We start from the raw sequence: 23,532 nt of genomic DNA on the forward strand, positions 1-23,532 counted from the left end.
CTTCGATCGCAAAATTCAAGAAGAGATGGGGCATGAAACTCACAAGAATTTACGTTAGCAATTTTCGCAACTTTCGCGACGCAGACATCGTCGTAGATGGAAGTGTCGTCATCGTCGGCGAGAATCGCGTTGGTAAGAGTAACCTGCTTCATGCTTTGCGACTTGTTTTCGATCCCAGCTTACCCGATAGCGGTCGACAGCTTGGGCAGGGCGATTTCTGGGATGGCTTGGGAGAGCCACTCGAAGACGAAGAAATCACTGTCTTCGTAGAGTTGCAGGAGTTTGAAGATGATCTGGATCTTCTCGCTCAGCTCACGGACTTTCGACTTGACGACGATCCGCACACAGTGCGGCTTACCTACAATTTCCGGCCGATTCCTGGCTTAGAGGGGGCGCCAGAATGCGACGACGACTACGAGTTCATCTGCTTCGGCGGTGAAGTCGAGACGAAGCGGTTTGGTCACGAAGTGCGTCGGCGCATTGCTATGGACCTCCTGCCGGCGCTGCGCGATGCTGAAGGTGATCTAGCTACGTGGCGCCGCTCGCCTTTGCGGCCCTTGCTCGAACGCGCCTTTGCAAGCGTGTCTGGCGAAGACCTCGCAGGTGTTCGCAATGCTGTCCAGGCCGCGACGGGACAACTGGCGGATTTCCCTTCGGTGCAGAACTTGGAGCAGGCTCTGCAGCAACTGTTCGCATCGATGAGCGGTCCCAAGCAGGATATCGAACCTAGCCTAGGGTTCGGGACGACCGACGTGACACGCCTGTTCCGCAATCTTCGGCTACTGATCGATGGCGGCCTACGCACAATTAGCGAGGCCAGTCTCGGTTCGGCTAATGTGGCGTTCCTGACCTTGAAGGCCCTGGAGCTTCGCCAACTGATGGGCGAGAACCGGCGCGACCACACTTTACTGGCAATTGAGGAGCCAGAGGCCCACTTGCACCCCCATCTGCAACGGTCCGTGTATCGCCATCTATTCGAAGGTCTTGCGGGTGAGGAGGAGAATGAGTCGCTCTCACTACTCCTGACAACACACTCGCCGCATATTGCTAGCGTCGCACCTCTGCGTTCCCTGGTGCTGCTTCGCGACACGGTTGACGAGGGAACTGTGGCCGCCTCGGCCGCGTCGATCGACCTCACCGATGAAGAGGAGGACGATCTTGCGCGCTACCTTGACGTGACGCGTGCCGAGATGCTGTTCGCACGAGGGATTGTCTTGGTCGAAGGGGATGCCGAGAAATTCTTGCTGCCGGTGTTTGCCGCCTCAATGGGGCACGATCTCGATCATCTCGGTATTACGGTGTGCTCGGTAGCGGGCACGAACTTCACGCCATACTCGAAATTCCTTGCTGCCTTAGGCATCCCGTTTTCAATAGTGACCGATTGGGATCCACAGGGAGACCGGACACCTCTCGGCTACAACCGTTCGTGGCGACTCGTAAAAACTATTGAGGAAGTCCGAACGGGTGAGGATCAACGTGGGCTCATCGAGGAGATCAAGAGGATCGAGCAGTACAGCGATTTCTCTGATCGCTGTGAGGGGTATGGAGTTTTCACCAATCTCGACACGTTAGAAGTCGACTTGTTTGAAGATGAAGATTTCACAGCGGCCATCATCGAAACACTCCGGGAGCAAAGGTTAAGCGAGGAGCGGCAGGTTTGGGTGAACCAGTGGGAAGACGACCCAGAGACGTTGGATCGGGAGAACTACCTCAAGCTGATCGAAGCCGTCGGAAAAGGGCGATTTGCACAGCGTTTGGCGTCTCGCATTGAGGGTATTGCACCGCCCCCCTACATTGCGCGCGCAATTACCTACGTGGTCGACCGTGTCTGATCGCGCGGCCTACCTGCGGGCGGCCGCGCAGCTTCAGCGCAATGCGGGGCAATGGGCTGCATACGAATCCCGTGGTCATTGCGTCGTGCTGGCGGGGCCCGGGAGTGGGAAAACCAAGACTCTTGTGACAAAGTTGGCGCGTATGCTCGTGGAGGACGTGCCGGAATCTCGCGGCATCGCGTGCATCACATATAACAATGAATGCGCGCGTGAGCTGGAAGTTCGGCTGGCTTCACTCGGAGTGGCGCCGGGTGGACGTGTGTTTGTCGGGACCGTGCATTCCTTCTCGCTTACGCAGATCCTCTTACCTTATGCCAAGGTTGCCCGATTGGGTTTGCCTGAGGGCTTCGGCGTGGCGACCCGGGCTGAGCGACAGGCAGCACTGGCCGAAGCGGTGAACCTCACGATCGAAGCGCCCGGCAATCCTCAAGATTGGGAGTTCCGGCTTGGCAACTATCGCCGATCAATCTTAAATCGCGACAGTCAAGAATGGACTGATACCGATCCGGAGCTTGCGCGCCTTGTGGAAACCTACGAAGCACAGCTTCGTCGTCGTGGCTTGATCGACTTCGATGATATGCCCTTGCTCGCGGTTCGAGCGCTGCGTGAAAACCCGTGGTTGCAGCGGGCGTTGCTCGCCAAATACCCCGTACTTGTCGTCGATGAGTACCAGGACCTTGGTGTCGCGTTGCATCGTATGGTGATGGGGTTGTGTTTTCGAGCGGGCATGCGGCTCTTTGCAGTGGGCGACATTGATCAGTCGATTTACGGATTCACTGGGGCTCGCCCTGATTTGCTCCGCAGATTGTCAGAGCGCGACGACGTCGAGACTGTGCGCCTGCGGCTGAACTACCGCAGTGGGAACCGTATCGTCCTGGCATCGCGCGTGGCCTTGGGTGAAGAGCGTGACTACGAGGCGGCTGATGCTGCGGCGCAGGGAACTGTTTATATTCACCCGACAGGCGGTACCTATGAGCAGCAATCGGCCCGCCTTGTCGGCGAGTTGTTGCCCCAGGCGCTGAGGCGTCACCCGCAACTCAGTTACCGTAATGTTGCAGTGCTCTACCCGGCCGCATGGATCGGCGATGCTGTAGCCGGGGCGGCGCAAGCTGCCGGCATACCAATCGTGCGCACAGATGGCAACGCCCTGTACCCACGTTCCAGTCGCGTCATGCAGTGGTTGGAATTGTGTGGCCAATGGTGTTGTGGTGGATGGCGAACGGGGAAGCCGCGTTTTGCTCAGCTAGCGCGGGAGGGGCGGCGACTGTTCGCAGAGTCCATACATAGCGATGGCCAGGCGATGGACTTTCATCGCCAATTGATCGCCACCCTGTGGGATAGCCGGGAGGCGAACCTGAACCTACATGGTTGGCTTGCAAGACTGTCGATGGAGGTGATCCAGCCATTCGTCTCCGAATGTCCTGCGCTGAGGGATGAGATGGACACCCTGGCCGTCTTCGCTGCTCGGATTGCCCCGGCGGGAGATCGTGCAGATATGGTTCTGGGCGAGTTGGCTGGCGACGGCGAACATTTGAATCGGCTAACACTGTCGACGCTGCACAGCGCGAAGGGCAGGGAGTTCGATGTGGTGTTTATGTTTGGTATGGACCGCGGCCGGTTACCGCGCAACGGTGTTGGTCCGCAACAGGTCGTCGAGGCGCGCCGGCTGTTCTACGTAGGCTTTACGCGTGCTAAGTCTGAGATTCATCTGGTGCACACCGCGGGGCGTTCATCGCCGTTTGTGGAAGAAATTGAAGATCACTTGGCCGAGGGTGCTTGATGGCCCCGTATTTGATGCCGGCAGCCTTCCTACGGGGCAAAGCTGCGGCACGAATGCTTGGGCGCCATGATGCTGTGCATACGACGCGCTCTTGATGTCTACCGATTGACAATGGGCTAGCCAGAATCGCCACCCCGCAAATTGCCCCATCTTCCGCGCCAGCAAAAGGTTGACGCTTATGACGGTCAAGGCCCATGTCGATCACTGCCAATCCCTTTGACTACGCTGGTTTAGGCGATCTGTTGATGATGGAGTGGGTTAATTCACCTTATGGCTCAGATCGTCTAAGAGCGTGCTGAAAACCGCCTCCTCTGGAATGGCGAGTCCTTGGGTGTCCATAGCTGTATGCAGCTCTTTGTCCCATAGAGCCTCGACCCCGTTGATGTCCAAATCGCGCGATCGCGTCGGCGTTACCATCACCGCTTCGAGGTAGTCTCTGCACCCGAATCGCCAAGGGGCTGCCTGCCAAGTACGCATGACGTGATTGCCGATGACGATCCCTGGCCAGTCGTAGTCGCCATGGTAGTGCAGGCGCGCGCCGGCGGCGGCCAACTGGTCGAGTAGAATTCGCTGCGCAGCGGCGGGCATGCCATCGGTGCAGACTAATGGAGCACTACCGGCACCCAGACGGTCGGCGACGATGGCTAATATGTTCGGGTTTTCACATACGTACACATTCCGTCCGTCTACTGCCCAGGAATACGGCTTGCGAACCAATTGCCGCAGTGAGAGGTAGGCGGGCTCGCCAGGCAGCCAGGTGTGGGCAGTGTCTGGCAGCGCAGGCAAGTTAAGAAAGAGAGCAGGGCGGGCCAGCTCGTTGACGAGAACTCCCGTCCTCGACCAGACCTCCCGCACACGCTCTTCGGCTCCACCGCCAGTCTCGGTTGTTGCCTCATCTTCTTGAGAGCCGCCCGCGCGCTCGTGCAGGCGCCACGCCGACAGTACCAGGGTCGCTACAGGACGGCCGGGATCCAGCGCATGGGCATCGCCCAGCGTTTCGGCGGCAAGTTGCGAGCGAGGCAGTCCTTCCTCGGGCAGACGGCGGAGCACAGTATCAGTCGCTGCCAGTAGCTGATTGGCGCGCGCGGGATCACGCCCAAGACGCTTTAGCAGGGGCATGGAGGTGGCTGAGTTTTGCAGCCAGGCGCGGAGAATCGGGCTGCTTTCGGCCGACGCCGACGTTGTCAGGGCCGACCATTGTTCCGATAGCGTTTTACGGAGCCTGGCTTTCGCAACAATTGGGCCATCCAGCTGCTCTAGGGCATCTTGTAGCGAGGTGGCGAGCCCGGCTGCACGCAACCGAGCATCGAGGTCGGTAATGTCCAGCGTCATTGAGCGTGCTATACGCGAGGGACGACCAGTCAGTTGGCAAAGAGCCGAGTACTCTTCCGCGGCAAGGTTGCTCAAGTGAACCGAGGATAGCGACTGCTCGGCATCGGCGAGCTCAAAGCGGCGGCGCAGGCGCTGGCGCAGGGCGGCCAGTGCTGGCCCGCCGAGCAGGCGCTGTAGACGTAAGTCGGGGCTGGTCTTCATGCCAAGGGGAACCTGCGATCAGGATCTTCTTCGAGTCGCTTAGCCCGTCCATCCCAGGTCCAGCGCGAGACGAACACCGCATCGATACCTTCACGACGCTGTAACTGGCAGATCGACACGCCAGGTAGCTCCGCATAGCAGGCCCACTCCCGTTCGCTGGTGATGACGAAGTCCAGGTCGAATTCCCGCACCAGGCCCATGCAGTGGGCGCGGGCGGTATCGTCGATACCGGCGAAGGCTTCGTCGAGCAGCATCAAGCGTGGCGCCAAGGGACTGCCGCCGTGGCCGTAGAAGCTGGCGATCGCTGCGAATAGTGGTACGGTCAGGCCCAGTGCGCGCTCGCCGCTGGAAGCCGGCCCGGACAGCTTACGCCATTGACCATCCTGCTGGCGCTGGATGCGGAAACGGTGCCAATAGCGGTAGTCCAACGCGTGGGCGAGTTGATCGAGCAGGCTTCTGCCGGCGCTGTCGGCGTCGGCCAGGGCGCGTTCGGTGGCGATCTGCTGTTGCAGCATGATGCCTACTGCGCGCCGGTCCTCGGCCGTCCAAAGGTCTGCGCTGGTATTGAGCAGGCTCTGGCGGGCAGCTTCCAGGCCGGCTGGCGCACCTTCCTCGGTGGATAGCGGCTCCCATAGAAGACGGTAGCGTACGCCTGTGGTGGTTGGGCGTTTGTGCAGTTCGTGGTTTATCGCCTTGACTCGGTCGTCGGCAGCCCGCATCAGGCGCTGGAGTTCGGCGGCGATTTCCGCCTGGAGGTGATTTTCCAATACCTCGCGTTCGCGCGCAGACAACAGTTCGCTGCGCTGGGCGATATCCTCGGCCAACAGTAGCGCGAGGGTATCGGGGCGCTCGGCACGGTTCTGGTACTGGATTGTGACGGTGATGCCCCAATCGTTGGGTTCTGAGATGGCCTGGTGGTTCAAGGCGCTCAGCCCGCGCTGTAGTTCACTTAGGTCTTCGGCGATCTGTTTCTGTACGCGGGCCCAAGTGACCTCGTCATCGGCGATGTCAGCCAGCGCCTGTTCGATGCGGCGGGCTAGGTTCAGCGCCGGGTCGATACTCCAATGCTCAGGCAATTGCAGGTCCGGCAATGCGGCGGCCAGCAGGCCGCTGGCGCTGAAATGGCGAAGGCGTTCGACGGCCATGGCGCGCTCGTTGCTACGCTCGCTCAGAGTCTGCTCAGTGCGTTCGACGTGCGCTGCGGTCACGGCCAGCCTTTTTTCCGCTTCGCCCAGCGCTGTGCGGCGTGTTTCGGCGTCCTGCTCGGCCTGCGCACGTCCGGCGAGCGCGGTGGCCAGTTTTGCCAGCAATTCTTCCACCTGCTGGCCGATGGACTGGCGTAGCGCCTCCAAGCGGACCCGGGCCTGTTCGGCCTGCTCGTCGGCGACCATCAGGGTTTCCTCAGCCTGTTCCAGCACCCTGCGCGCTTCGCCTTCGCGCTGTTGCTGCTGGCACTGATCGGGCCATGCGCGCTGCCAGTCGCGCGCTGCCTGGACCAGATGCGCCTGGACGTTGGCGAAGTGTTCCAAGGCCTCTTCGGTTGCCGGTAGCAGCTCGGGGTCTGCCGGCAGGCTCAGGTCGGTCGCGTCGTGGTGTAACTGCTCGCGTGCCGATTGCCATGCGTCTTTGGCTTCCTGGCTGCGCGTTTCGGCCAGCGCCAGCAGCTGCCGGGTCCGATCAACATCACGGGCGGCCTGCAGCGCGGCAGCAATCGCATCGTGCAGTTGGCGCTCGGAGGGTACGCTTTTCCGTTCCCGTTCGGCTTGGTTGCGCTCGGCGGCCAGGGTTTCGTATTGCCGTTCGAGCTTGGCTTGCGCCATGTCGAGTTCGGCGAGGAGGGTGGCGAGTGCTTCCAGCCGTCGTTGTCGCGCCAGCTCCCGTGCGCTACGGCCGATGTAGCCTGCCTCGGTTTTTTGCCAGGCACCTGCCAGCGGCCCCAGACGATAGCGACCATCAGGCGACAGCCAGGCTTCGGCATCGCTCGGCTCCTGCGTGCCGTAAGCCACGCCCGCCAACAGCGCAGTCAGCGTAGCTAGTGTGATCGGGCAGGCCTCGGGCAATGCGGGAATCAGCGCAGCGTTCAGGTTGGCACCGTTCACTGGCGCGCGCTGGTGCCAGCTGCTATCCAGCAGCGGCGTACCGTCGTTATCGCTCAATACCCCATTTGGCGACAGCCAGGCGTCAAGCAGGCCGCTGGCTTCCAGGGCGGCTTCCAGCCCGGCCCGTTGCGCGGCATCCAGGCTCGGGTGGAAATCCACCAGGTGCCAGAGTGGCGCGCCATGCCGTTGCAGGCGCACACCACTGGCCCGGGTGGTCGGCTCGGCGGGCAGCGCATCTTCGCCAGCGGCCAGGCGGGTGCACTCGTCCTCGATATCGGCGCGCTGCTTGTCCAGGCTAGTAAGGTTACTGTCCAGCTCCGCCTGTTGGGCGGCGTGTCGTTGTAGCGTCGTCTGCCAGGCGTTGTCCAGTGCCACTTGCGCCGGGTTTTCGCCTTCCGGAAGGGCCACCCACTCGGCCAGTTGCAGCAAGGGCTGCTCAGCATCGAAGCGCAGCTGGACGAGGCTTGTGCAGTGCTCGGACCAGGCTCCGAGCAAAACGCTGCCTGCCTGTTCGGCGTGCTGATCGGCCCGCTCGCGTTGCGCCAGTGCTATGTCCATTTCACCGCGAATGCTTCGAACGTGTTCTTGCTTGTCCGCCAGTACCGCTTGGTGTTGGCTAACTTCGGCATGACGCTTACGCAGATGGGCGATGTCCTGGCGCCGATTTCTCACCAGCTCGCGCAGGGCTTCTTCAGCGGCCCTGTACTCGGGCGGATGTGCCGCGAGCACTTCGGCTTCAAGGCTAAGCAGTGGGTTGATTGCGAGGTCTGCTGTTATAGCGAGTGCTTCGGCCGCGTCCAGCGTACGAGTACGCGACTTGTCCAGCTCATCGCGAGCTTGAGTGGCCGCAGCGGTCCGTCGCTGGCTCAGTTCTACTTCGCTATTGAGTTTGCTACGCGCTTGATCGCGCTGTCGGCCTGCCGTGTGAGCTGCATGTTGCCGTTCAGTGGCATTGCGCTCTTCCAAGGCAAGACGGTTGGCGTCCTGGTTGGCGGGATCGCTCTGCAGCGTATCTACCAGCTCCCGGGCCGCCGAATACTTCAGCTTCGCGGCTTCGTGCTCCGCAAAAGCCTCACCCTGCGCGCTCTGTGCGCCGGCGAGTTCAGCCTGCGCTTGATTGCGGGCCTCGCTGGCGTTGTCGAAATGGGTTTGAGCCTGGCGTAGTTCGCGTGCCTGGCGCCGCGCCAACATACCGGTATAGATGCGGTAGCGCCGTTCAAACTGGGTGACGGTTTGCTCCAGAAGGCGCGTTTCTTCCAATTGAGTGCGGTCTTCCTCCAACTGGTTGAGCGCTTCGGCCACATCGCCCAGCAGCTCGGGTGGTAGCGGTGGCAGCGACTCGCTCAGGGCATTGGAAAGGCCGGTTTCGTCGGGTTTCTTCGACAGTTGTGGCTGGCGCAGCTGGATCAGCGTATCCATCAGCGCGTCATAGCGCCGTGTCCCTAGCTGGAACAGGCGCTCGTCCACGGCACGGCGATACAGCTGATGGTTTTCGAATAGCTGACCGCGTCCGCCAAGTGCATCGCGCAAGCGCTCGCGAGTAAGAACCTGGCGCTCGGCAGTGGTAAGCCAGAGATCTTCGCCGATACGTGGGTCTAGTGTCGTGCCGTCACCTTCCACGATGAAAAACCAGCTGTCCACTTGAGCTCGGCCATCGACTGCCGACAAACCGACCCCCAGGGTCAGGTAGCGGGGGCGGCCATCGAGCTCGCGTCGGCCGAACTCGATCCAGCTGTAGCCGATACGGCGGGGATAGTTGCCGACCAGGAGGTTCCAGGCCATCTTTTTGCCGCTATCACCGTCGGGCTCGACGCGCGACGAGCGCAATTGTGCGTCCAGCAGCAACGGTAAGGTCAGCGACAGCACCTTGGATTTCCCGGTACCGTTATTGCCGCGTAGAAGTAAATGACCATCGTGGAACCAGAACTCCTCGCTGTCGTAGTGGAACAGTTCGACGAGGCCAAGACGTAAGGGCTGCCAGCGTTCGCGCAGAGGTTTGGGCAGTGCGGGGCGGGAGGAGGTGATGAATAGGTCGCTGGTCATGCGTCAGGCTCGGTTAGAAACAGGGTTTCGGCCCCCAGGGCGTTGCGTACCTCGGTCTGTCCGAGGGAGAAGCGGGCGATAGCGGGCAACGGATGTACGCCATGCATATCACGCAGCATTAGGCCCAGACGACATAGGCGAACGATGGCGATTTCCGCCAGCTCGTGTTCGGCGCCTGGCGCGCGCGCCGATTTGCGCCAGTAGCGGCCATATCGCCCAGCGGCCTCGCGCAGGAACAGGGCAATCTCGCTTTCGGTCGCTCGCAATGGGGCACGTTTATCCCGCAGACGCCGAGCTAGGTACTCCGCTACCAGCAGCGTTACATGAGCCTCAGTGCCCTCGGCGGGCATGGCTACATCCGTCAGTTGCCCGCTCTCATCGATCAGGGCCAGGCCTTCGGCACGTTGCTCGGCGACCAGTCCGGTGGCTTCACACAGGCGGTTGGCGAGAACACCCCGCTGATTGAGGAAATAGCTGCGCGTCTCTTCATCCAGGCTGTCGGTATACAGCACCGGATCGTCGAGCAGGCGTCGCGCCAGGTGGTGGCGTATGGCGTCGCGCCTGCCTTGCTCGCTGTCCGCTGTAAAGCCGGCCACCAGTGCATGCAGCCGCGCCTCGGTACTTCCCGGAGTCTCCTCTGTGCTCCAGGTCGAGGGCCCGCGCACCGCCGCCAGCAGGCCGGCCAGCAAGCGCCGGTGAATGTCGTAGAGCGCGTCGGACTGTGGCCCGCTGCCGTCCTGTACGTAACTCTCTTCCTCGCCAGCGACACGTTCGAGAACGCCATGAGCCAGGAGGGTACGGCACACCATGACCAACTCGCGCCTTTCGGCAGCGCCGTGCAAGGTGAAGGCGAAACCCAATGTCTTCAATGCCGGGTCGGCGGCTTGTTGTACGATCCGTTCGCCGATCTGTCGCAGGGTGATCTGCGGGTCGGCTCGCTCCAGCACTGCAGCAGCCAGACTCAGCAGTACATAGCGACGTCGGTCATAGTCCGGCAGGCCGCGGGTCGGGGCGGACAGGTCGGCCGGGCGCTTGAACAGGCGGGCACCCTCGCGGTCCACATGCAGCGGCCAGCCGGTCTCGCGGGCGAACCACTCGCGCAGGCGCTCGGCTTGGCGACGTACGGCGGGGAAGTCCGCGTGCCCCGGCGGCATGAGCGGGCACATCAGCAGGCTGCGCAGAGCCCGGCGGAATTCGTCTTGTTGCTGCGCCTTCTGTGTTTCTCCGACATGTCGGATGCCACGGCGGGACGAGGGTATGCTCATGATCTGTCCTCGGTGAGCCGGATCGTCAGCAGATGATCCCGGCCGGAGAACACGCCGGCGGCCGTGCAGATTTGGGCGCGGCTGTTTTCAGCCAGAGGTTCCAGGCGAATATGCAGCAGACCGTCGCCCGTTTGGCGCTCGACAGGGCTGTTCGGGTCCTGTTGTTCAGCCAGTGCCTCGCCAAGCAATCCTAGAAAGAGGCCGAAAGCATGCACATCGAGCTCACCTAGCTCCGATAGGCGAGTCGGGCTGCCGGTCGCCAATCTCCGGCGCGCGGCTTCGACCTGACGCGATTCCTCCGCTAATTGCTGAGCCATCAGCGCACGATCCCGGCTACGATCCCGCACTTTCGCCAGTGCGCCACGCGGTGCCGCTTCTCCATACTCGCGCAGGCGAGGATTTATGATCAGCGGCGGTGCATCCAGCCAAGAGGTGCTCGCTGGCACGTCGTCTGCTTCAGCAACCTCAAGTGAGAAGTGGCGTGCTGGGTGTAACGCGAAGGCTGCATGCGCAAGACGGTGAGCATCGTCGTCGGTGTCGCATGCAGCGAACCACTGCGCCAACACTCGGAAATCGGCCGACCGGTCGCTGCGCCCACTGCGGCGCTCATTGATCGTCGCGATGGCACTTAACAGTTGCGGAATCGCCGAGCGTGCCCTCGCACGCAGCAGTTCTGCTTGAGGTGGTTCGTTGCCGGTTGCCAGGAACCAACCACGTAATCCTTTCCAGCGCTCGCGCCAGATACCCTGGCGGCGTTGTGCTTCCTCTGCCTGTTCGCCAGTGCCGTCGGGGGCGGTATCACGTGCTTCACGTGTGGCGACTTGGCGCAAGACGTAGTCGATGGAGGTGGACAGGTCATGCAACGTGCGGGCGATGGCGTCGGAGCGACGGATCAGATCGCCCATGAAGCGTTCGAGATAGTCGATCAACCGTCGCTTGTAGGCGACCAATGTGGTTGCGTCGGCCTGCTGTAGTTCCAAACTACGTGCCACCCCGGCCATGAACGCTTGGGCGTTTTCAGCAAGGCCCTCAAACACCCGCACCAGATCGCGCAGAATTTCATGTGCCTTGGCAGTATCCAAATCATCCCTGGATTGCGCTTCGCTCATTAGTCGCTGCAAGGCCTGTAGACGGCTGTCGATATCCTCCAGCGCGACCGTTTGTAGCTCGGCTCTATGACGGAGGCTCTGCGCGAACGCGGTCAGCCCTGCCTCTACTGCCTCGCCGCCGCGCGATAGCCGATAGAGAAAACGTGCCCGGTAATAGTCATTGAGCGTGGATACACGCGTCATGTCCGGCTGCGATTCGAGATTGCCCCAGGCCGCCAACTGAGCTAATGCAGCGGCAACCTCTTCCTGAGCCGGTGGCGTCCGTTGACCCCATTTCGCCTCGGACAATACTTCGTCGGGCCGTAATTGCAGGCGGTACTGGCGCTTGGCAGCAGCGAACACCTCCATGATGGCGCGATAGAGGGCTGCTTTTTCCGCCGTGGCGTGGCGGAACAAGTCCGCTGAAGCTTCCGGCCAGGATGATTCGTGAATCACCAAATTTTGCCTCAGTGACCTTCCGTGATCGACGAGGCCATTCTTCAGTCCTCTTCGCTATTTGCCAAGCCTTACCCGCGATTCACGTGGCAAGGGGTAAAGGGATGCCGGTGCAGTGTGTCCGTAGCAGCGCTATTTTTGCACCGCGCCCGCTTGAGGCCGGGCCCATTGGCAGCTCATGCACTACTGCACTTCTACTGCTGCAGCGTCAACGGTGCAGTTCTCTTGGTTTCATTTGTATAGGGGTTGATTACGGGGGTTGGCGCCACTGTTGCGTCCAAAGAACGGCCAGAATTGGCCAGGTAAGGGCTGCCTGACTTGACGCTGGGGGGGCGTATGCCGTACATCAGAAATATAGGTGGCGTTATGCCACTAACTGCCAGAATTCCAAGGAAGGACCGTGATGTCGCAAGATCTTCTACTTACGCAGAATGCCCAGTTCTATCGTCCAACTGCACCTTTCACGAAGGCTACGCTTACCGTCATCCTCGAAGCTGCTAGTTCCAATATGACAATTGGCAGCGCGCTTATCGCGGACATTCTTGATCATGAGGATACGCTTCCAGATGGCAGCAAGTTTTCCTATAGCCTTCGTGTCTTCAAAACAGACCGCGATGTACATTTTTGGCAGCAGCCGATCAAAGACACAATTTATGCATTTATATTGATCGTTGTTGTTGATGGCTGTATTGCAGTTTTTAAAAAGTCTTGTGCCAGTATAGCGGAAAGCATGGATAAACATGCGAAGCTGATTCGAAGTAGTGAGCTAACCTCCGCATTTAGTGACGTCGATGCGCAGTATCAAAAGATGGCAACCCGCAACATGACCGTTTCCGATCGTGCTATGCGTGGCCGAGCCTTCGAAGCTTCTGATCTGAAAGGGCTTATGTCTGTACATGCTGCAGGGAGGTCAATCCCGTACTTCTTCAAGCTGAAACTAAAAGGGCGTACCAAGACTATATCCGCGCAAAGTGGTCGCGTGGTCGAGGCATCGGAGCGTAAATCAATCCATCACGCCGTGGAGTGGGCTAGGGCACAGCTACACGACATCCATAACCCTTCCACTGAAAAAGACTTTCTCAACAATTTTGCCAAATTTATAGATCTAGACCTGGTCTGGAAATCAAGCACACCAAACGCGGTTTTGCTGGAGCATTCTTTTTTTGTTGAGAACGTAGTTAACCAAGGTGTTCCAATTTTCTACACAACCAGAAGTGGTCGTGTCATCGAGATGACATCCAAGCAAATCAAATCTTTGATTGCGGAGATGGAGCAAGTTTACGAGATCGGGCCGGCGCCAGACCATGAGCTCATAGGCAGTTTTCGGCAGGCTGAACTCAAAAAAAATTTGCACTCAATTGCTGTAAATAGCCTGGCACTTCGAAGTGTCAATTTCGAGCAAAACGGCAAGAAGACGACGCTTCAGGCCTATATAAAGAAGCATAATCTCGCGACCATCACGTTTTCCGATCCAAGGTACATGTACTTCATGGGGCAGTGCTTCGAGGATGGTGCAGGGATCAATGAAATTCCTGCAATGCTTCGAACTCTGAAGGTCCTACCAACACTTTCTTTAGCTACTTCGGAGAAAGGTGAGTTCACGAAGAAGATAACCAAGTTCGATTCCGTCTCGATATTCGACATCGTCGAGAGAGCGCATGGTGCCGACGACTACATTTTTTGCGATGACCTGGGTAATGAGTGGGCTGATCATATCACCTTTAATCAGTCCGATTTCTCTGTGTCTTTCATACACTCCAAACACGGAAAGCCCAGCAGGTCAGCAAGCAATCTTCATGAGGTCGTTGGGCAGGCTATTAAAAACATTGGCAATATGGATATTGAGCCAAAAATTTTCCTAAAAAAATATAAAGATAAATTTCGAAAAACCTATAGTGGTGGTCTTTTAAGTCGAACAAGAAAAAGCCTTCCTGGTAAATTTGAAGATTACCTTTATCGAGTTAGACAGGATTACCGATTCAATCGCAGGTGCATTATCTGCTGCTCGTTCATTTCTAAGAAAATGATAGAAAGGGAGTTTAGGAAAATCGAAAAGGGTAAGGCTGTAGCTGGAAATATAACCCAGCTCTACTGGATTCTTTCGTCATTTGTGCATGCGGCTAAAGAAGCTGGGATTCATCCAATTGTTTATTGTCAAGAGTGAGGCGGAATAAACGATTTTCACATGCGGCTTGATGGCTTAGGCTGGTGTGTCACTGGATCTACTTTTATAGTTAATTTACTCAGAGTGCAAAAGCTGCATGCCTTCAATCGTAAATTCAAAATTGAAAAAAGAGTCATTATCTAAAACGCTCGAAAAATACAGCGAGGCGGTGGATTGGCTAGAGTCAAAAGGACTTCACGTTCGCGCTAGCAGATACGGTAGGTATGCTGCCCACTATGAAAGACTGATTGATAATTGGGGGAGTGAGAGCTTCAGTCAGATTTCTGCCGATCGTGACTATGCTAGCTCTATTTATGAGGTTCATGGAGTTATAGAGATAAAAGATAAGCTGTCTGAGCTTTACTGTGAGGATTTACATCAAAGTTTAAGGAAGATTATTTCTGGGCAGGAGAGATATAGCGATGAGTTGGTGGGCTCAAAGCCTAATTCTGCAAGAGATTTTTTGTTTGAGCTTTATATGGCTAGATGCTTCAAGCGGGCAGGGTACTCTATAAGTTTTAAAACGGTCGCGGATTTTAATGCTCATGATGAGCGGGATTCGATATTTGTAGAGTGTAAACGACCCTCTAAAGAAGATACTTTTGGTAAAAATGTTGAGAAGGCTCTAAAACAAGCGGTTGGAAGGTTTAGCTCAAGTGATTTTCGTAATCAGAAAGGCATTGCTGCGATTGATATGTCCTCGTTGATTAATCCGGGTAATGAGTTCATAAGAATTGATGGGTTTTCAAATATATCAAGTCAGCTCAAGGCAAGCGATGAGCGGATATCTTTAGAGGTTAGAAAATTTTTTAGCAAGTACGGCGAGAACTGTATTTCAGTAATTTTGTATTGGCGGGTTCCCTTTTGGATCCTAAGGAGGAAGCTGTCGGTCTTTATGAACGGAGCTTTAGTGTTCCTCTACATTCCGTAGGGTCTGTTTCAGAGCAAGTATTTAGAAGGGTAAGTGAAAAGCTCAGTCGCTCTGTGGGGTTGTAGTACTCGTCGGCTTCGTTCAAAATTTCTTACTAAGTCTGAATTTCCCTTTTCCAATCGTGGGGTTTTTTATGGATAACGGTCCATCGATGGCCGCTCTCATAGAGGTTCTTAAGTCTAGTGAAGAACGCCCTGGCCCTAAAGATTGGAGTGGTCTGGAAGAGCATGTTCAGGCGGTATATCAAACCTTGATTGATCTAGATGGTGAAAAAGCTGTCGTTGGGCGAAATGTGCATGTCCGCGGCAGGGATGGATCGGAATATCAAATAGATGTGTACTATGAATTTGAGCTTGCCGGCGTGCGGCACAGAGTGGCCATAGAGTGCAAAAACACTAAGCGGGCAGTTGAGCGTAATGATGTGATTGCATTCAAAGGGAAGGTTGAGGACTGCTTTGGCCTGCAGGGAATCATTGTGGCTGCTAATGGTTTTCAAGAAGGTGCGACAAAATACGCGAATGATAACGGAATTATCGCTATAACACTAAACGAGTTACCCTCTATTGGAAGACTCCTTGGAATGAGGTTGGAGAGTGTCGCTATCCCAGGTGCGCACGTGATAGGGCAGCCATTTTGGACGATCTATGACATTAAAACATTTGCACCGTTCGGAATGAGGCAGGGGAAGGACTCATATGCTTTGCTGTTTTATTCAAAGCACCAAGCAGAGAGATACGTTGAACTAAATGGTTTAGGCGTTAATTGGGGTGTGAGAGGGCTTGAGGCTAAACATCTGGCGGTTTTTATATTAACCGTGGATGCAATGAATGCCACCTATGTTATTGCGGCTCCTGGCCACATGCTGGGACGGTTGGATGGGGATTTTGTCTTTGCGAAAATTGATCGAGGAGATCTGATCTCCACTTATTGTAAAGATCAGTCACTTCCTGAAAGTCCCATGGTAATGCCGTCATTGCGGTAGAGTCAGCATCCTTGATGAGGCGGCTCATGAGCTCAAAGGGTCTTCAGTGTCTCTTTGATATTTCCCTTATGGAAGGCATCCTAACGTGCTGCGCTCACACTGAGAAAAATCTATAGTGTGTTAGTTAAGGCTTTGCTCAACGCTAGCGACGTAAATTCGCAGCCTTTCGTTTTTGGCATCGCCATCAAGACCATAGTGGATCTCCCGATGGCACGCGGGACATACCGCACCAATGAAACGTGGGTGATCTAGACCTCCATCCGAAAGGCGATTGATATGGTGTGGTTCGAGGTAGGGAGAACCATCTTTTCGTTTGAATGGAGCATTTTCGCCGCACGACTCGCAGAGACCTGCGGCGCGCATCAGTACATAGTTTTTGACCTTGACGCTTCGCTTGTAGATGTTGCGCAGCGCGTTTCCTGTAGCTGATTGCTCCCCAGACTCGATTGCCTGCAGGGCGAGCTTGCGAGCGTCATCGAGAGTAGGAGGCTTAGGTTCATCGACGTCATCCTCGATACCTGCCTCGTTCATGCTATTCAGGCGCACAAGCTGGAAGATCACAATCGCTCGTCGATTCCCCTCGCGGTCTTCTCCCTCCGCCCAGTAGTGGTCTGCGCAGACGAACTCCCCCAAGTATTTTTGGCCAAGGCTTTTGCCTGCCTTCTTGCCGAGAGACTTGAATAGATGAAGGGAGCGGCCCTCTTGTGCATGATTTAAGACGGCTTTGTTTCCACCCGAAAGACGCATGTCTCCGGATTGTCCTTCGCCCGTGTAATGGTATACGCCGGCTTCATCGAAATGGTCCTGGTACCCGTACTGCTTACCGCTATCTCCGGTAAACAGAAAAACGACTGGCGCTTTTTTCGAGGGGGAAATGCCGCTTTGTTTGCTACCGCCGAACAGACCATGGATGTCTTCTCTACGATCGTAAATCTCGCCCACTTCAAAGCTAATCTTGAACGGGGAGTTCTCAGCCCCTCGTAGGTTAATGACCTCGAATCCGCGCGCTCGAAGATAGCCGTTGGTTTGGATGCCTCCGGAAAAATGCCCAACGGGTGTTCCTGTTGCCAGGGAGACGATTTTCTTCGCTGGGTAGAGGCGGCCTTGCCATTTGATCGCATAGCGATGAGCTCTGTTTTCTTCCCAACCATCCCATTCTTGGGTGTCGCGCAGATCGCGGTCGAACAGTTTGATAGCTCGTTCGAGCTTGGCAGCAGTGGCGTTTGGCAGGATCAATTCAGACGTCCCTGATCGAATTCATGGTGAAGGTTTATCAAGTGATGGAAATAGGTAGCCAGGCTCGCGATCTAGGCCAAGCCCACGATGGCTCACGATGGCCCGTTTCACTGCCCCGCCGGACATTGGTCACGGCGCAAGAAACTTTCGAAAGTACTCAGCCGTCTCCGGATCAGTGCAATACAGATAGCAACCTTTCATTCCTCGGGTCATGAGGGTTCTGTAGGTGTTCTTGATGATCAGATCGGTCTCCCTCTGAGCAAAGGCCGAGTCCTCCTTGCTCAGCTTCTTGTAGCCGCGAATCGATTTGTCATGTTTGTCCCGCTCGGAGGGGCAGGTGACGACCTCTCCATTTCTCACGACCAGATCTGGCCCGATGATTACGCCGATATAGTCAACCTCAAGCCCCTGGCAGGTATGGATGCATCCCACCTGATTAATGGACTGATCAGCAATGATCCAAAGGCTGCCGTCTTCGCTTAGATTCCATTGCCGCCGGTACTCGCCGATCACGATGTCGTCTGCGAGAGGGTCTTTCTTGCTCCGCCATGGCCAGCAGTATCCGGCGACGACTCGGGCTTTGTTGCCTGCGTTGTGGGCCTCGATGGCCTCATGAAGCGCTTGAGGGGTGTCGAAGACCTGGAAGTCATAATCGCGACGATCTAGAACCTCATTTGCCGTTGGCCTGATATCTAAAGCGTTATCGAGCCAGGCCAGATAACCATCAGAGCCGCTGCAGCGGAACTGCGATGCTAGGTCGTACTCTTCGACTATCGCGCCCTTAGCTTCGGCAAAGTGACGTATTGCCTTCTTGCTGCCGATATCGCTCAGGGTTACACGTTGATCCTCGTCGATGAAAAAGACCGTGCACTTGGAGGCCTCGATGAGCTCCTTGATCTGGTTCTCACCCAAGTTGGCGTAGAGACCACTCTTCTCATTGAGCCGGTGGGCTTCATCGACGATCAGGAAGTCGAAGAGGTTGGTCTCGGCATCGACAAATGAGCCAGAGCCCGTGAACATGTGGGAAAACTTGGTTCGAGTGATCGTCCCAACCAGTTTTGTCTCGTAAACACGTCTAGGGGCCGCATTCTTAGAAACGTATTTCCCCAGAAGCCCCAAGGATGTCAGTTTGACGAGTAGGTTCAGCGCAAGGACGGTTTTACCTGTTCCTGGGCCGCCTTCGATTATCACAACACGGGGCTGATCGCTCGAGGAGGATTTTGCGGCGGCAAGCGTGGCCTCGTAGACCTCTTTCTGGTCGTCAATCAGGACGAACTCGGGCTTACCCTTGAGCAGGCCAGTCAGCGAGTCAGCAAGAGCTTTGGATGGGCGAATACGGCCATTGACCAGCTCGTATAGAACAGTCTTGCTGTCGCCAGAATGTATGTATTTTCGGATGAATGCCCGCAGCTGCTCGAGCTCGTCCTTACCCTTAAGAAACAGCGGAGCCTTTTCGATGTAAGGCTGGTAGTGAGGCGCATCAATGACGCCGTCGCGCACATAGTTGTGCAGATAGGCGCATGGTCGAAGAGCGATGCTGCGGTCGTATACGGCCTCGTTGAAGCCTTCGAGCAAGGAGGCATAAGACCAAGCCTGGTATGAGGGATGAACGGTCTCGTTCAAGCCTTTACCTAGCGCGGTGACGATGATGGCGTCTTTCTCAGACAGCCTCGATGAGCTCCATTGCTTGAGCTCGATGAGAACGGCATTTTTTTGGCCGGCCTCGCCGTGACCGGTTAGGGTGAAGTCGATTCGTTTTGACGATTGAGGAAGGTGCAGCTCGATAGCGAGACCTGCATCGTCAGGTACCCCTTCATCGCGAAGGACCTTGGCCATGTAGCCGAGAGATCCCCTCCAGGACTCCATTTCGGAGCGCCCAACTCGCTTGCCTGTTTTGGCGGTGTAGTGGGCGAGGATTACATCCTCGATGTCTTCATTGTCATGTACGTGAAGGAACTGCTTCTTCGTGGCTTCGTAGACAATCAACTTCAGTCTTCCTTGGCAAACGTCAGGTCTAGATCTGATCGTACTTCTTGCTTGTGTTCCAGGCTTTAGCGACTGGATATTTTTCAGCGTTGAGCTTCAGCTTCTGCTGGGCTGCAGCGTTCAAGTCTACCCCGAGTACAGAGGCAAGCCGGACCACATACATAAGCACGTCCGCAAGCTCATCCTTCACAGCTTGGGATGTCTCCGGGTTGCCAGCTGCCGCCTTGGAGGCGTCTTCAGTCATCCACTGGAAAATCTCCACGAGTTCACCTACCTCGCCGCTCAGGGCCATTGCCAGATTTTTGGGGGAGTGGAACTGAGCCCAGTTACGGTCATTGGCAAACTGCTCAAGCTCTTTCGCAAGATGCGTTACGTCGACCAGGGCTGGGGTGCTTTGGGATGTCACTATGAATTCCTATCGTATTAAGTCGAGTATTCAGAGGGCTTAGACGGGGCTTAGTAAGCGGGTCATCCTGGAGAACCCAGTACGGCCAAGCTTAAGAAATCCCTGTCGACTGTTTCAAAAATGCCCGGCCTGAGCCACGCGGTAGCTCCGCTTGAATAGGCATTGGAGTAAGCCCAGTTGACGACTCGGCGACATGCTTGAGCGTCAACAACGAGGCCCGCTTGGAGGCCAATATCCGCAATGTCGTCGCCACGTTTGGCCAGACGCTCGAGCCATCGCTCCAGGTGCTGCCTGCCCGCCAACATGGACGACTTGCTTCGGTTGCAAGCAGGGTGTGCAAGAAGAAAGTTGTGGGCTAAGTCCCGCGGGTAAAGTGAGAAGGGAATGAAGTGGTCAATGTCGACCTTGTTCAAGGGCGCGCCGCAATAGAAGCAGTTATTGCCATCAACCTTTCGGAGTCCGACGGCTAGCGAAGCTAGAGACTGGCGGGACGCCTCAAACAGGAACTGCTCAAGATCATCAGCTACGCCCAGAATCATGTGGTTGAGACGATTATTCTTGATGTGCTTCACCCAGTTTGAGCGCGCAATCTCTTGCAGTATGGGTTGGAAACGTCGGAAGCAGAACGCTACACCGCTCTTAAGCCGAACGAGCCCGCGTGCCGGCCTTTCATAGATGAATTCATCAGTACCGCCGGCAAAATTTTGGAGGTAAGTCAGCGGCTGCGCTGACACGGTCTGAGTCACGGTTGCCCGTAGAGATGCGTATTCCGGATGTTTGGATGCAGCTAAAGGGCTTGAGCAAAGCGTTCTAGCTCGAAAACTCTCGATAGCTGAGACAACTGCAGCCTGTGCTCCGTTGTTTTGGATGAGCACTTTGGGCGTGGCGTCTGGTTGCGAGGCCAAATAAGGGGAGGTCTGGTGCCAGTAGAGCTGGATGAAGCGTTCACCAATCTCTCGTGTAGTGAGATCAAGTGAGTCCCCGTTATCAGTACCGAGCTCAACCGCTAAGTCAGCTAGCACGATGAGAAGAGCGAATTTGTAGGTCGCGGTGAAATCACCCTCGGCAAAAAGTCTTTGCAGCTTCGTGAGGAAGAGTAACTGTGCGTCAGCTGAAGGCGGCGGAGTATTCAGGCTCACTCTCGCTGACTCCAGTAATCCGCTTTAGCCGGAATGATCCAGCGTACGCCACCTCGGGGGTCCTTCATGTCGCCGTGAAAGCGTGGGATGAGATGGATATGTAGGTGTGGAACGGTCTGGCCTGCAGCCGCGCTGTCATTGATGCCGATGTTGTAGCCATCAGGCTGATATTCCTTCTCAACATTGCTTCTGGCCTCGTCCAAGAGCGTCAGAAGTGCAGCCCGTTCCTCTGGCGTTGCCTCAAAAAAGGATCCGACATGCCTTTTGGGGATGATCAGGCTATGCCCAGGTGATATTGGGTACCCGTCCCGGATCCAGAAAGCGTGGAGATTTTCCCCAAGGACTCGAGAGGAGGGCAGGGTGCAGAAGGGGCAGGCTATTTCGGTCATGGGATGGCGAACAATTCCAAAGTGAACGCGCTTAAAACCCGAACTTTGGCACCTGCGGAATCTCCGGGCAAGAAAGCTGAATAGCTCACCATGTGCTCAGCCTCGAGCCTTTTGTCGAGCTTTGCCCCCTGGCCTTGTATCGGCTCAACCCTCAAGCCGGCAAAGGACTTGCTACGGCCCAAGCATCTCGGCGGATCGCTGAGTTGGAGGCCCATTGACGCGCGATCATTTGAGCCACAGAGGGCATCCGTGGTGATTGATCGTATGTGCGTAGATTACCGGGCTTATTCGGCTCATTCAGTGAGCCGAAAGTGCTGCGTATTCGGCTCACAGCCATTCGCGGCGCCAGGGACTTTTGCGGGAAACCGTAAATAATCGTGGGGAGCTGTAGGACATCGGTTGCAGCGAGCGTCCTGAGTAGTGCTTTTAAAATCAATGGGTTACATGGTCGACTACTCGCATGGGGTGCAAGGGGTAGAGTGTTCGAATCACTCCGTCCCGACCAAAATCTGAAAAGGCCGGTTCAGCAATGAACCGGCCTTTTTGTATTTCTCTTTTCGCAAAGATTACCTAAATCGTCCGCCAACTCGGCGCGTCCCTGAGCGCCCAATCATCCTGCGCCGCCAGAAATGTCGGCAGGTCCCGTCGCGCTATCCATATTTCGCCTTGCCACTTGATGACGCCGATGCGTTGGTCGGCCCAGGTCATGAAGGCGCGGTGGGGGTGAGTGTCGGGGATGTGCTGGGTGTCGTGGAGGGTGGGGAGGACTTCGTCGCTGAGCCATTTGGCGATGTGGCGGTGTTCGGGGTGCCAGAAGCGGTAGAGGGCTTTGTAGGCGCCGGATTCGCTGATGACTTCCACTTCCTCGCGGAAGCCGCTGAGGTATTCCAGGACAACGGCGCGTTTCTGTTCCGGGTCCATGCGCTTGGGCAGGTGGTAGGGGCGGCCGGTGCCGATTAAGCGGCCGAAGTCGAGGCCGACGAACCAGGGCTGGTGGTCGATCAGGACGGCGCGTAACTGGAGGGTATGGCGTTGGAAAATGACAGGTCTGTAGGCGTCTTGCATGGTGGAGCTCCATCTACGAGGTTGAGGAGCCGCCACGCGTCGTCGCTATTCGAAGGGTGGCGGACCGCGCAGGGTTAGCGAACCGGGAGATGGTACCGGCAGACCCGAGGGTCTCCCCGCGCGATCCGCCATAGAGCCAGTAGTGAATACTACAGGCGTGAAAGGGCCTACAGGAAACCTTCGCTGTTTCCCGCATGCGCTTTCAGCGCAGTCGCGCCATCTCTCAAGTCGCTAAACCTGGTCACGGGATTGACCGTGACGGGTGGAGGATGGGGGAGGGCTTGCCGAGGCGGCAACCTGCAAAGCGCGTAGGAATCCGGGAAGCGCATCTCTGGGATGTGAGGTTCAGCGGTGCCTTCTTTATATAGGTGGCAGAGCGTAGCTGGCTGGAAACCGTTGCTGCGCCGGTGCGGAGCGGGGGCGGGCACGTGCTGCTTCTATATAAAGGGGGGAGGGGAGAAGCCCCTTTGTCATCTTTCTGCAAAAAGTCGTTGACGGCCAATTTAAACTCCCTATAATGCGCACCACTCCCAACGACTAAGCGCTGAAAGAACTTGAAAATCAAGTACTTACAGGGATTCGAAGTTGAGGGTGGTGATCAGGCAGGTGATTCACTTGCCGCTCTTCATTGGCTGCTCCGGCAGCGAGCTGAAAAGAAGGTCGCCGAGGTGGTTGACAGCGAGTTTGATCGCTGTAGAATGCGCCTCCCGCTGATGAGAAGGTTTCCTTCGCTGAAGCACAAGCGATTGAGTAGAAAAGAAATTTTCGAAAAATAAAGCTTGACGGAGGGTGAGGTTAGCGTAGAATGCGCGCCTCGGTTGAGGCGAAAGCCTTAACCAACTGCTCTTTAACAAGTTGAATCAAGCAATTCGTGTGGGTGCTTGTGATGTAAGACTGATGATCGACTGATTATCAGCAACGCAAGTAACACTCGTGAATTCGAGAGTTTTAGCTCTTTAAATAGAGCATGCGATTGCTGAGCCAAGTTTAGGGTTTTCTCAAAACCCAAGCAGTATTGAACTGAAGAGTTTGATCATGGCTCAGATTGAACGCTGGCGGCAGGCCTAACACATGCAAGTCGAGCGGATGATGGGAGCTTGCTCCCGGATTCAGCGGCGGACGGGTGAGTAATGCCTAG

General features: G+C 56.5%; 16 protein-coding genes and 1 rRNA gene. 7 read left to right on the forward strand and 10 right to left on the reverse strand.

Annotated elements, in window-relative coordinates; translation table 11 throughout:
- Positions 1-32: 32 nt before the first annotated feature.
- The gene (locus tag IB255_RS10780) at positions 33-1,832 is read left to right on the forward strand and encodes an ATP-dependent nuclease (RefSeq protein WP_192210307.1); all 1,800 of its coding nucleotides are present in this window, start codon (positions 33-35) and stop codon (positions 1,830-1,832) included.
- Positions 1,825-3,612: an ATP-dependent helicase gene (locus tag IB255_RS10785; protein ID WP_192210308.1), complete on the forward strand. Its 1,788-nt coding sequence runs from the start codon at positions 1,825-1,827 to the stop codon at positions 3,610-3,612. Before IB255_RS10780 ends, IB255_RS10785 begins: the two co-directional genes overlap by 8 nt.
- A gap of 258 nt (positions 3,613-3,870) precedes the next feature.
- Here the strand turns inward: IB255_RS10785 and IB255_RS10790 are convergent, their stop codons facing one another.
- The 4 genes from IB255_RS10790 to IB255_RS10805 are packed head-to-tail and all read right to left on the reverse strand — an operon-like array spanning position 3,871 to position 12,057.
- The gene (locus IB255_RS10790; protein WP_192210309.1) at positions 3,871-5,145 is read right to left on the reverse strand and encodes a TIGR02679 family protein; all 1,275 of its coding nucleotides are present in this window, start codon (positions 5,143-5,145) and stop codon (positions 3,871-3,873) included.
- Complete coding sequence (locus IB255_RS10795) at positions 5,142-9,287, reverse strand: TIGR02680 family protein (protein ID WP_192210310.1); 4,146 nt, start codon at positions 9,285-9,287, stop codon at positions 5,142-5,144. The genes IB255_RS10790 and IB255_RS10795 overlap by 4 nt, the downstream gene beginning before the upstream one ends.
- Positions 9,284-10,552 (reverse strand): TIGR02678 family protein, encoded by a 1,269-nt coding sequence (locus IB255_RS10800; RefSeq protein ID WP_192210311.1) that lies wholly within the window; start codon positions 10,550-10,552, stop codon positions 9,284-9,286. Before IB255_RS10800 ends, IB255_RS10795 begins: the two co-directional genes overlap by 4 nt.
- Complete coding sequence (locus IB255_RS10805; protein ID WP_225594743.1) at positions 10,549-12,057, reverse strand: TIGR02677 family protein; 1,509 nt, start codon at positions 12,055-12,057, stop codon at positions 10,549-10,551. The genes IB255_RS10800 and IB255_RS10805 overlap by 4 nt, the downstream gene beginning before the upstream one ends.
- A 442-nt stretch (positions 12,058-12,499) precedes the next feature.
- Here IB255_RS10805 and IB255_RS10810 point away from each other — a divergent pair, with 442 nt between their 5' ends.
- The 3 genes from IB255_RS10810 to IB255_RS10820 all read left to right on the forward strand — a co-directional run bounded on the left by IB255_RS10810 (position 12,500) and on the right by IB255_RS10820 (position 16,173).
- Positions 12,500-14,260 carry a hypothetical protein gene (locus IB255_RS10810; RefSeq protein WP_192210312.1) on the forward strand — a complete coding sequence of 587 codons (1,761 nt, stop codon included), beginning with the start codon at positions 12,500-12,502 and terminating at the stop codon, positions 14,258-14,260.
- Between the two features lie 97 nt (positions 14,261-14,357).
- Positions 14,358-15,191 carry a hypothetical protein gene (locus IB255_RS10815; RefSeq protein ID WP_192210313.1) on the forward strand — a complete coding sequence of 278 codons (834 nt, stop codon included), beginning with the start codon at positions 14,358-14,360 and terminating at the stop codon, positions 15,189-15,191.
- A gap of 151 nt (positions 15,192-15,342) precedes the next feature.
- Positions 15,343-16,173 (forward strand): restriction endonuclease, encoded by an 831-nt coding sequence (locus IB255_RS10820; protein WP_192210315.1) that lies wholly within the window; start codon positions 15,343-15,345, stop codon positions 16,171-16,173.
- A 120-nt stretch (positions 16,174-16,293) separates the two neighbouring features.
- On the opposite strand, the gene IB255_RS10825 is transcribed toward IB255_RS10820, so the two are convergent.
- The 6 genes from IB255_RS10825 to IB255_RS10850 form a co-directional block, all read right to left on the reverse strand.
- The gene (locus IB255_RS10825) at positions 16,294-17,409 is read right to left on the reverse strand and encodes an HNH endonuclease (RefSeq protein ID WP_192210317.1); all 1,116 of its coding nucleotides are present in this window, start codon (positions 17,407-17,409) and stop codon (positions 16,294-16,296) included.
- A gap of 129 nt (positions 17,410-17,538) precedes the next feature.
- A complete protein-coding gene (locus tag IB255_RS10830) occupies positions 17,539-19,395 on the reverse strand; it encodes a DUF2075 domain-containing protein (RefSeq protein WP_192210319.1) in 1,857 nt (618 codons plus the stop codon).
- A gap of 28 nt (positions 19,396-19,423) precedes the next feature.
- The gene (locus tag IB255_RS10835) at positions 19,424-19,777 is read right to left on the reverse strand and encodes a nucleotide pyrophosphohydrolase (RefSeq protein WP_225594814.1); all 354 of its coding nucleotides are present in this window, start codon (positions 19,775-19,777) and stop codon (positions 19,424-19,426) included.
- Between the two features lie 86 nt (positions 19,778-19,863).
- The gene (locus IB255_RS10840) at positions 19,864-20,940 is read right to left on the reverse strand and encodes an HNH endonuclease (protein ID WP_192210323.1); all 1,077 of its coding nucleotides are present in this window, start codon (positions 20,938-20,940) and stop codon (positions 19,864-19,866) included.
- Positions 20,937-21,329 carry an HIT family protein gene (locus IB255_RS31240; protein WP_192210325.1) on the reverse strand — a complete coding sequence of 131 codons (393 nt, stop codon included), beginning with the start codon at positions 21,327-21,329 and terminating at the stop codon, positions 20,937-20,939. Before IB255_RS31240 ends, IB255_RS10840 begins: the two co-directional genes overlap by 4 nt.
- A gap of 570 nt (positions 21,330-21,899) precedes the next feature.
- A complete protein-coding gene (locus IB255_RS10850; protein ID WP_081518139.1) occupies positions 21,900-22,394 on the reverse strand; it encodes a Bro-N domain-containing protein in 495 nt (164 codons plus the stop codon).
- Positions 22,395-22,948: 554 nt separating this feature from the next.
- Here IB255_RS10850 and IB255_RS10855 point away from each other — a divergent pair.
- Both IB255_RS10855 and IB255_RS10860 read left to right on the forward strand, forming a co-directional pair.
- Positions 22,949-23,170: a hypothetical protein gene (locus IB255_RS10855; RefSeq protein WP_192210327.1), complete on the forward strand. Its 222-nt coding sequence runs from the start codon at positions 22,949-22,951 to the stop codon at positions 23,168-23,170.
- 241 nt (positions 23,171-23,411) lie between these two features.
- Positions 23,412-23,532 (forward strand): 16S ribosomal RNA (locus tag IB255_RS10860); the annotation flags it as partial.

This window comes from Pseudomonas sp. PDM22, assembly GCF_014851965.1.
GTDB lineage: Bacteria > Pseudomonadota > Gammaproteobacteria > Pseudomonadales > Pseudomonadaceae > Pseudomonas.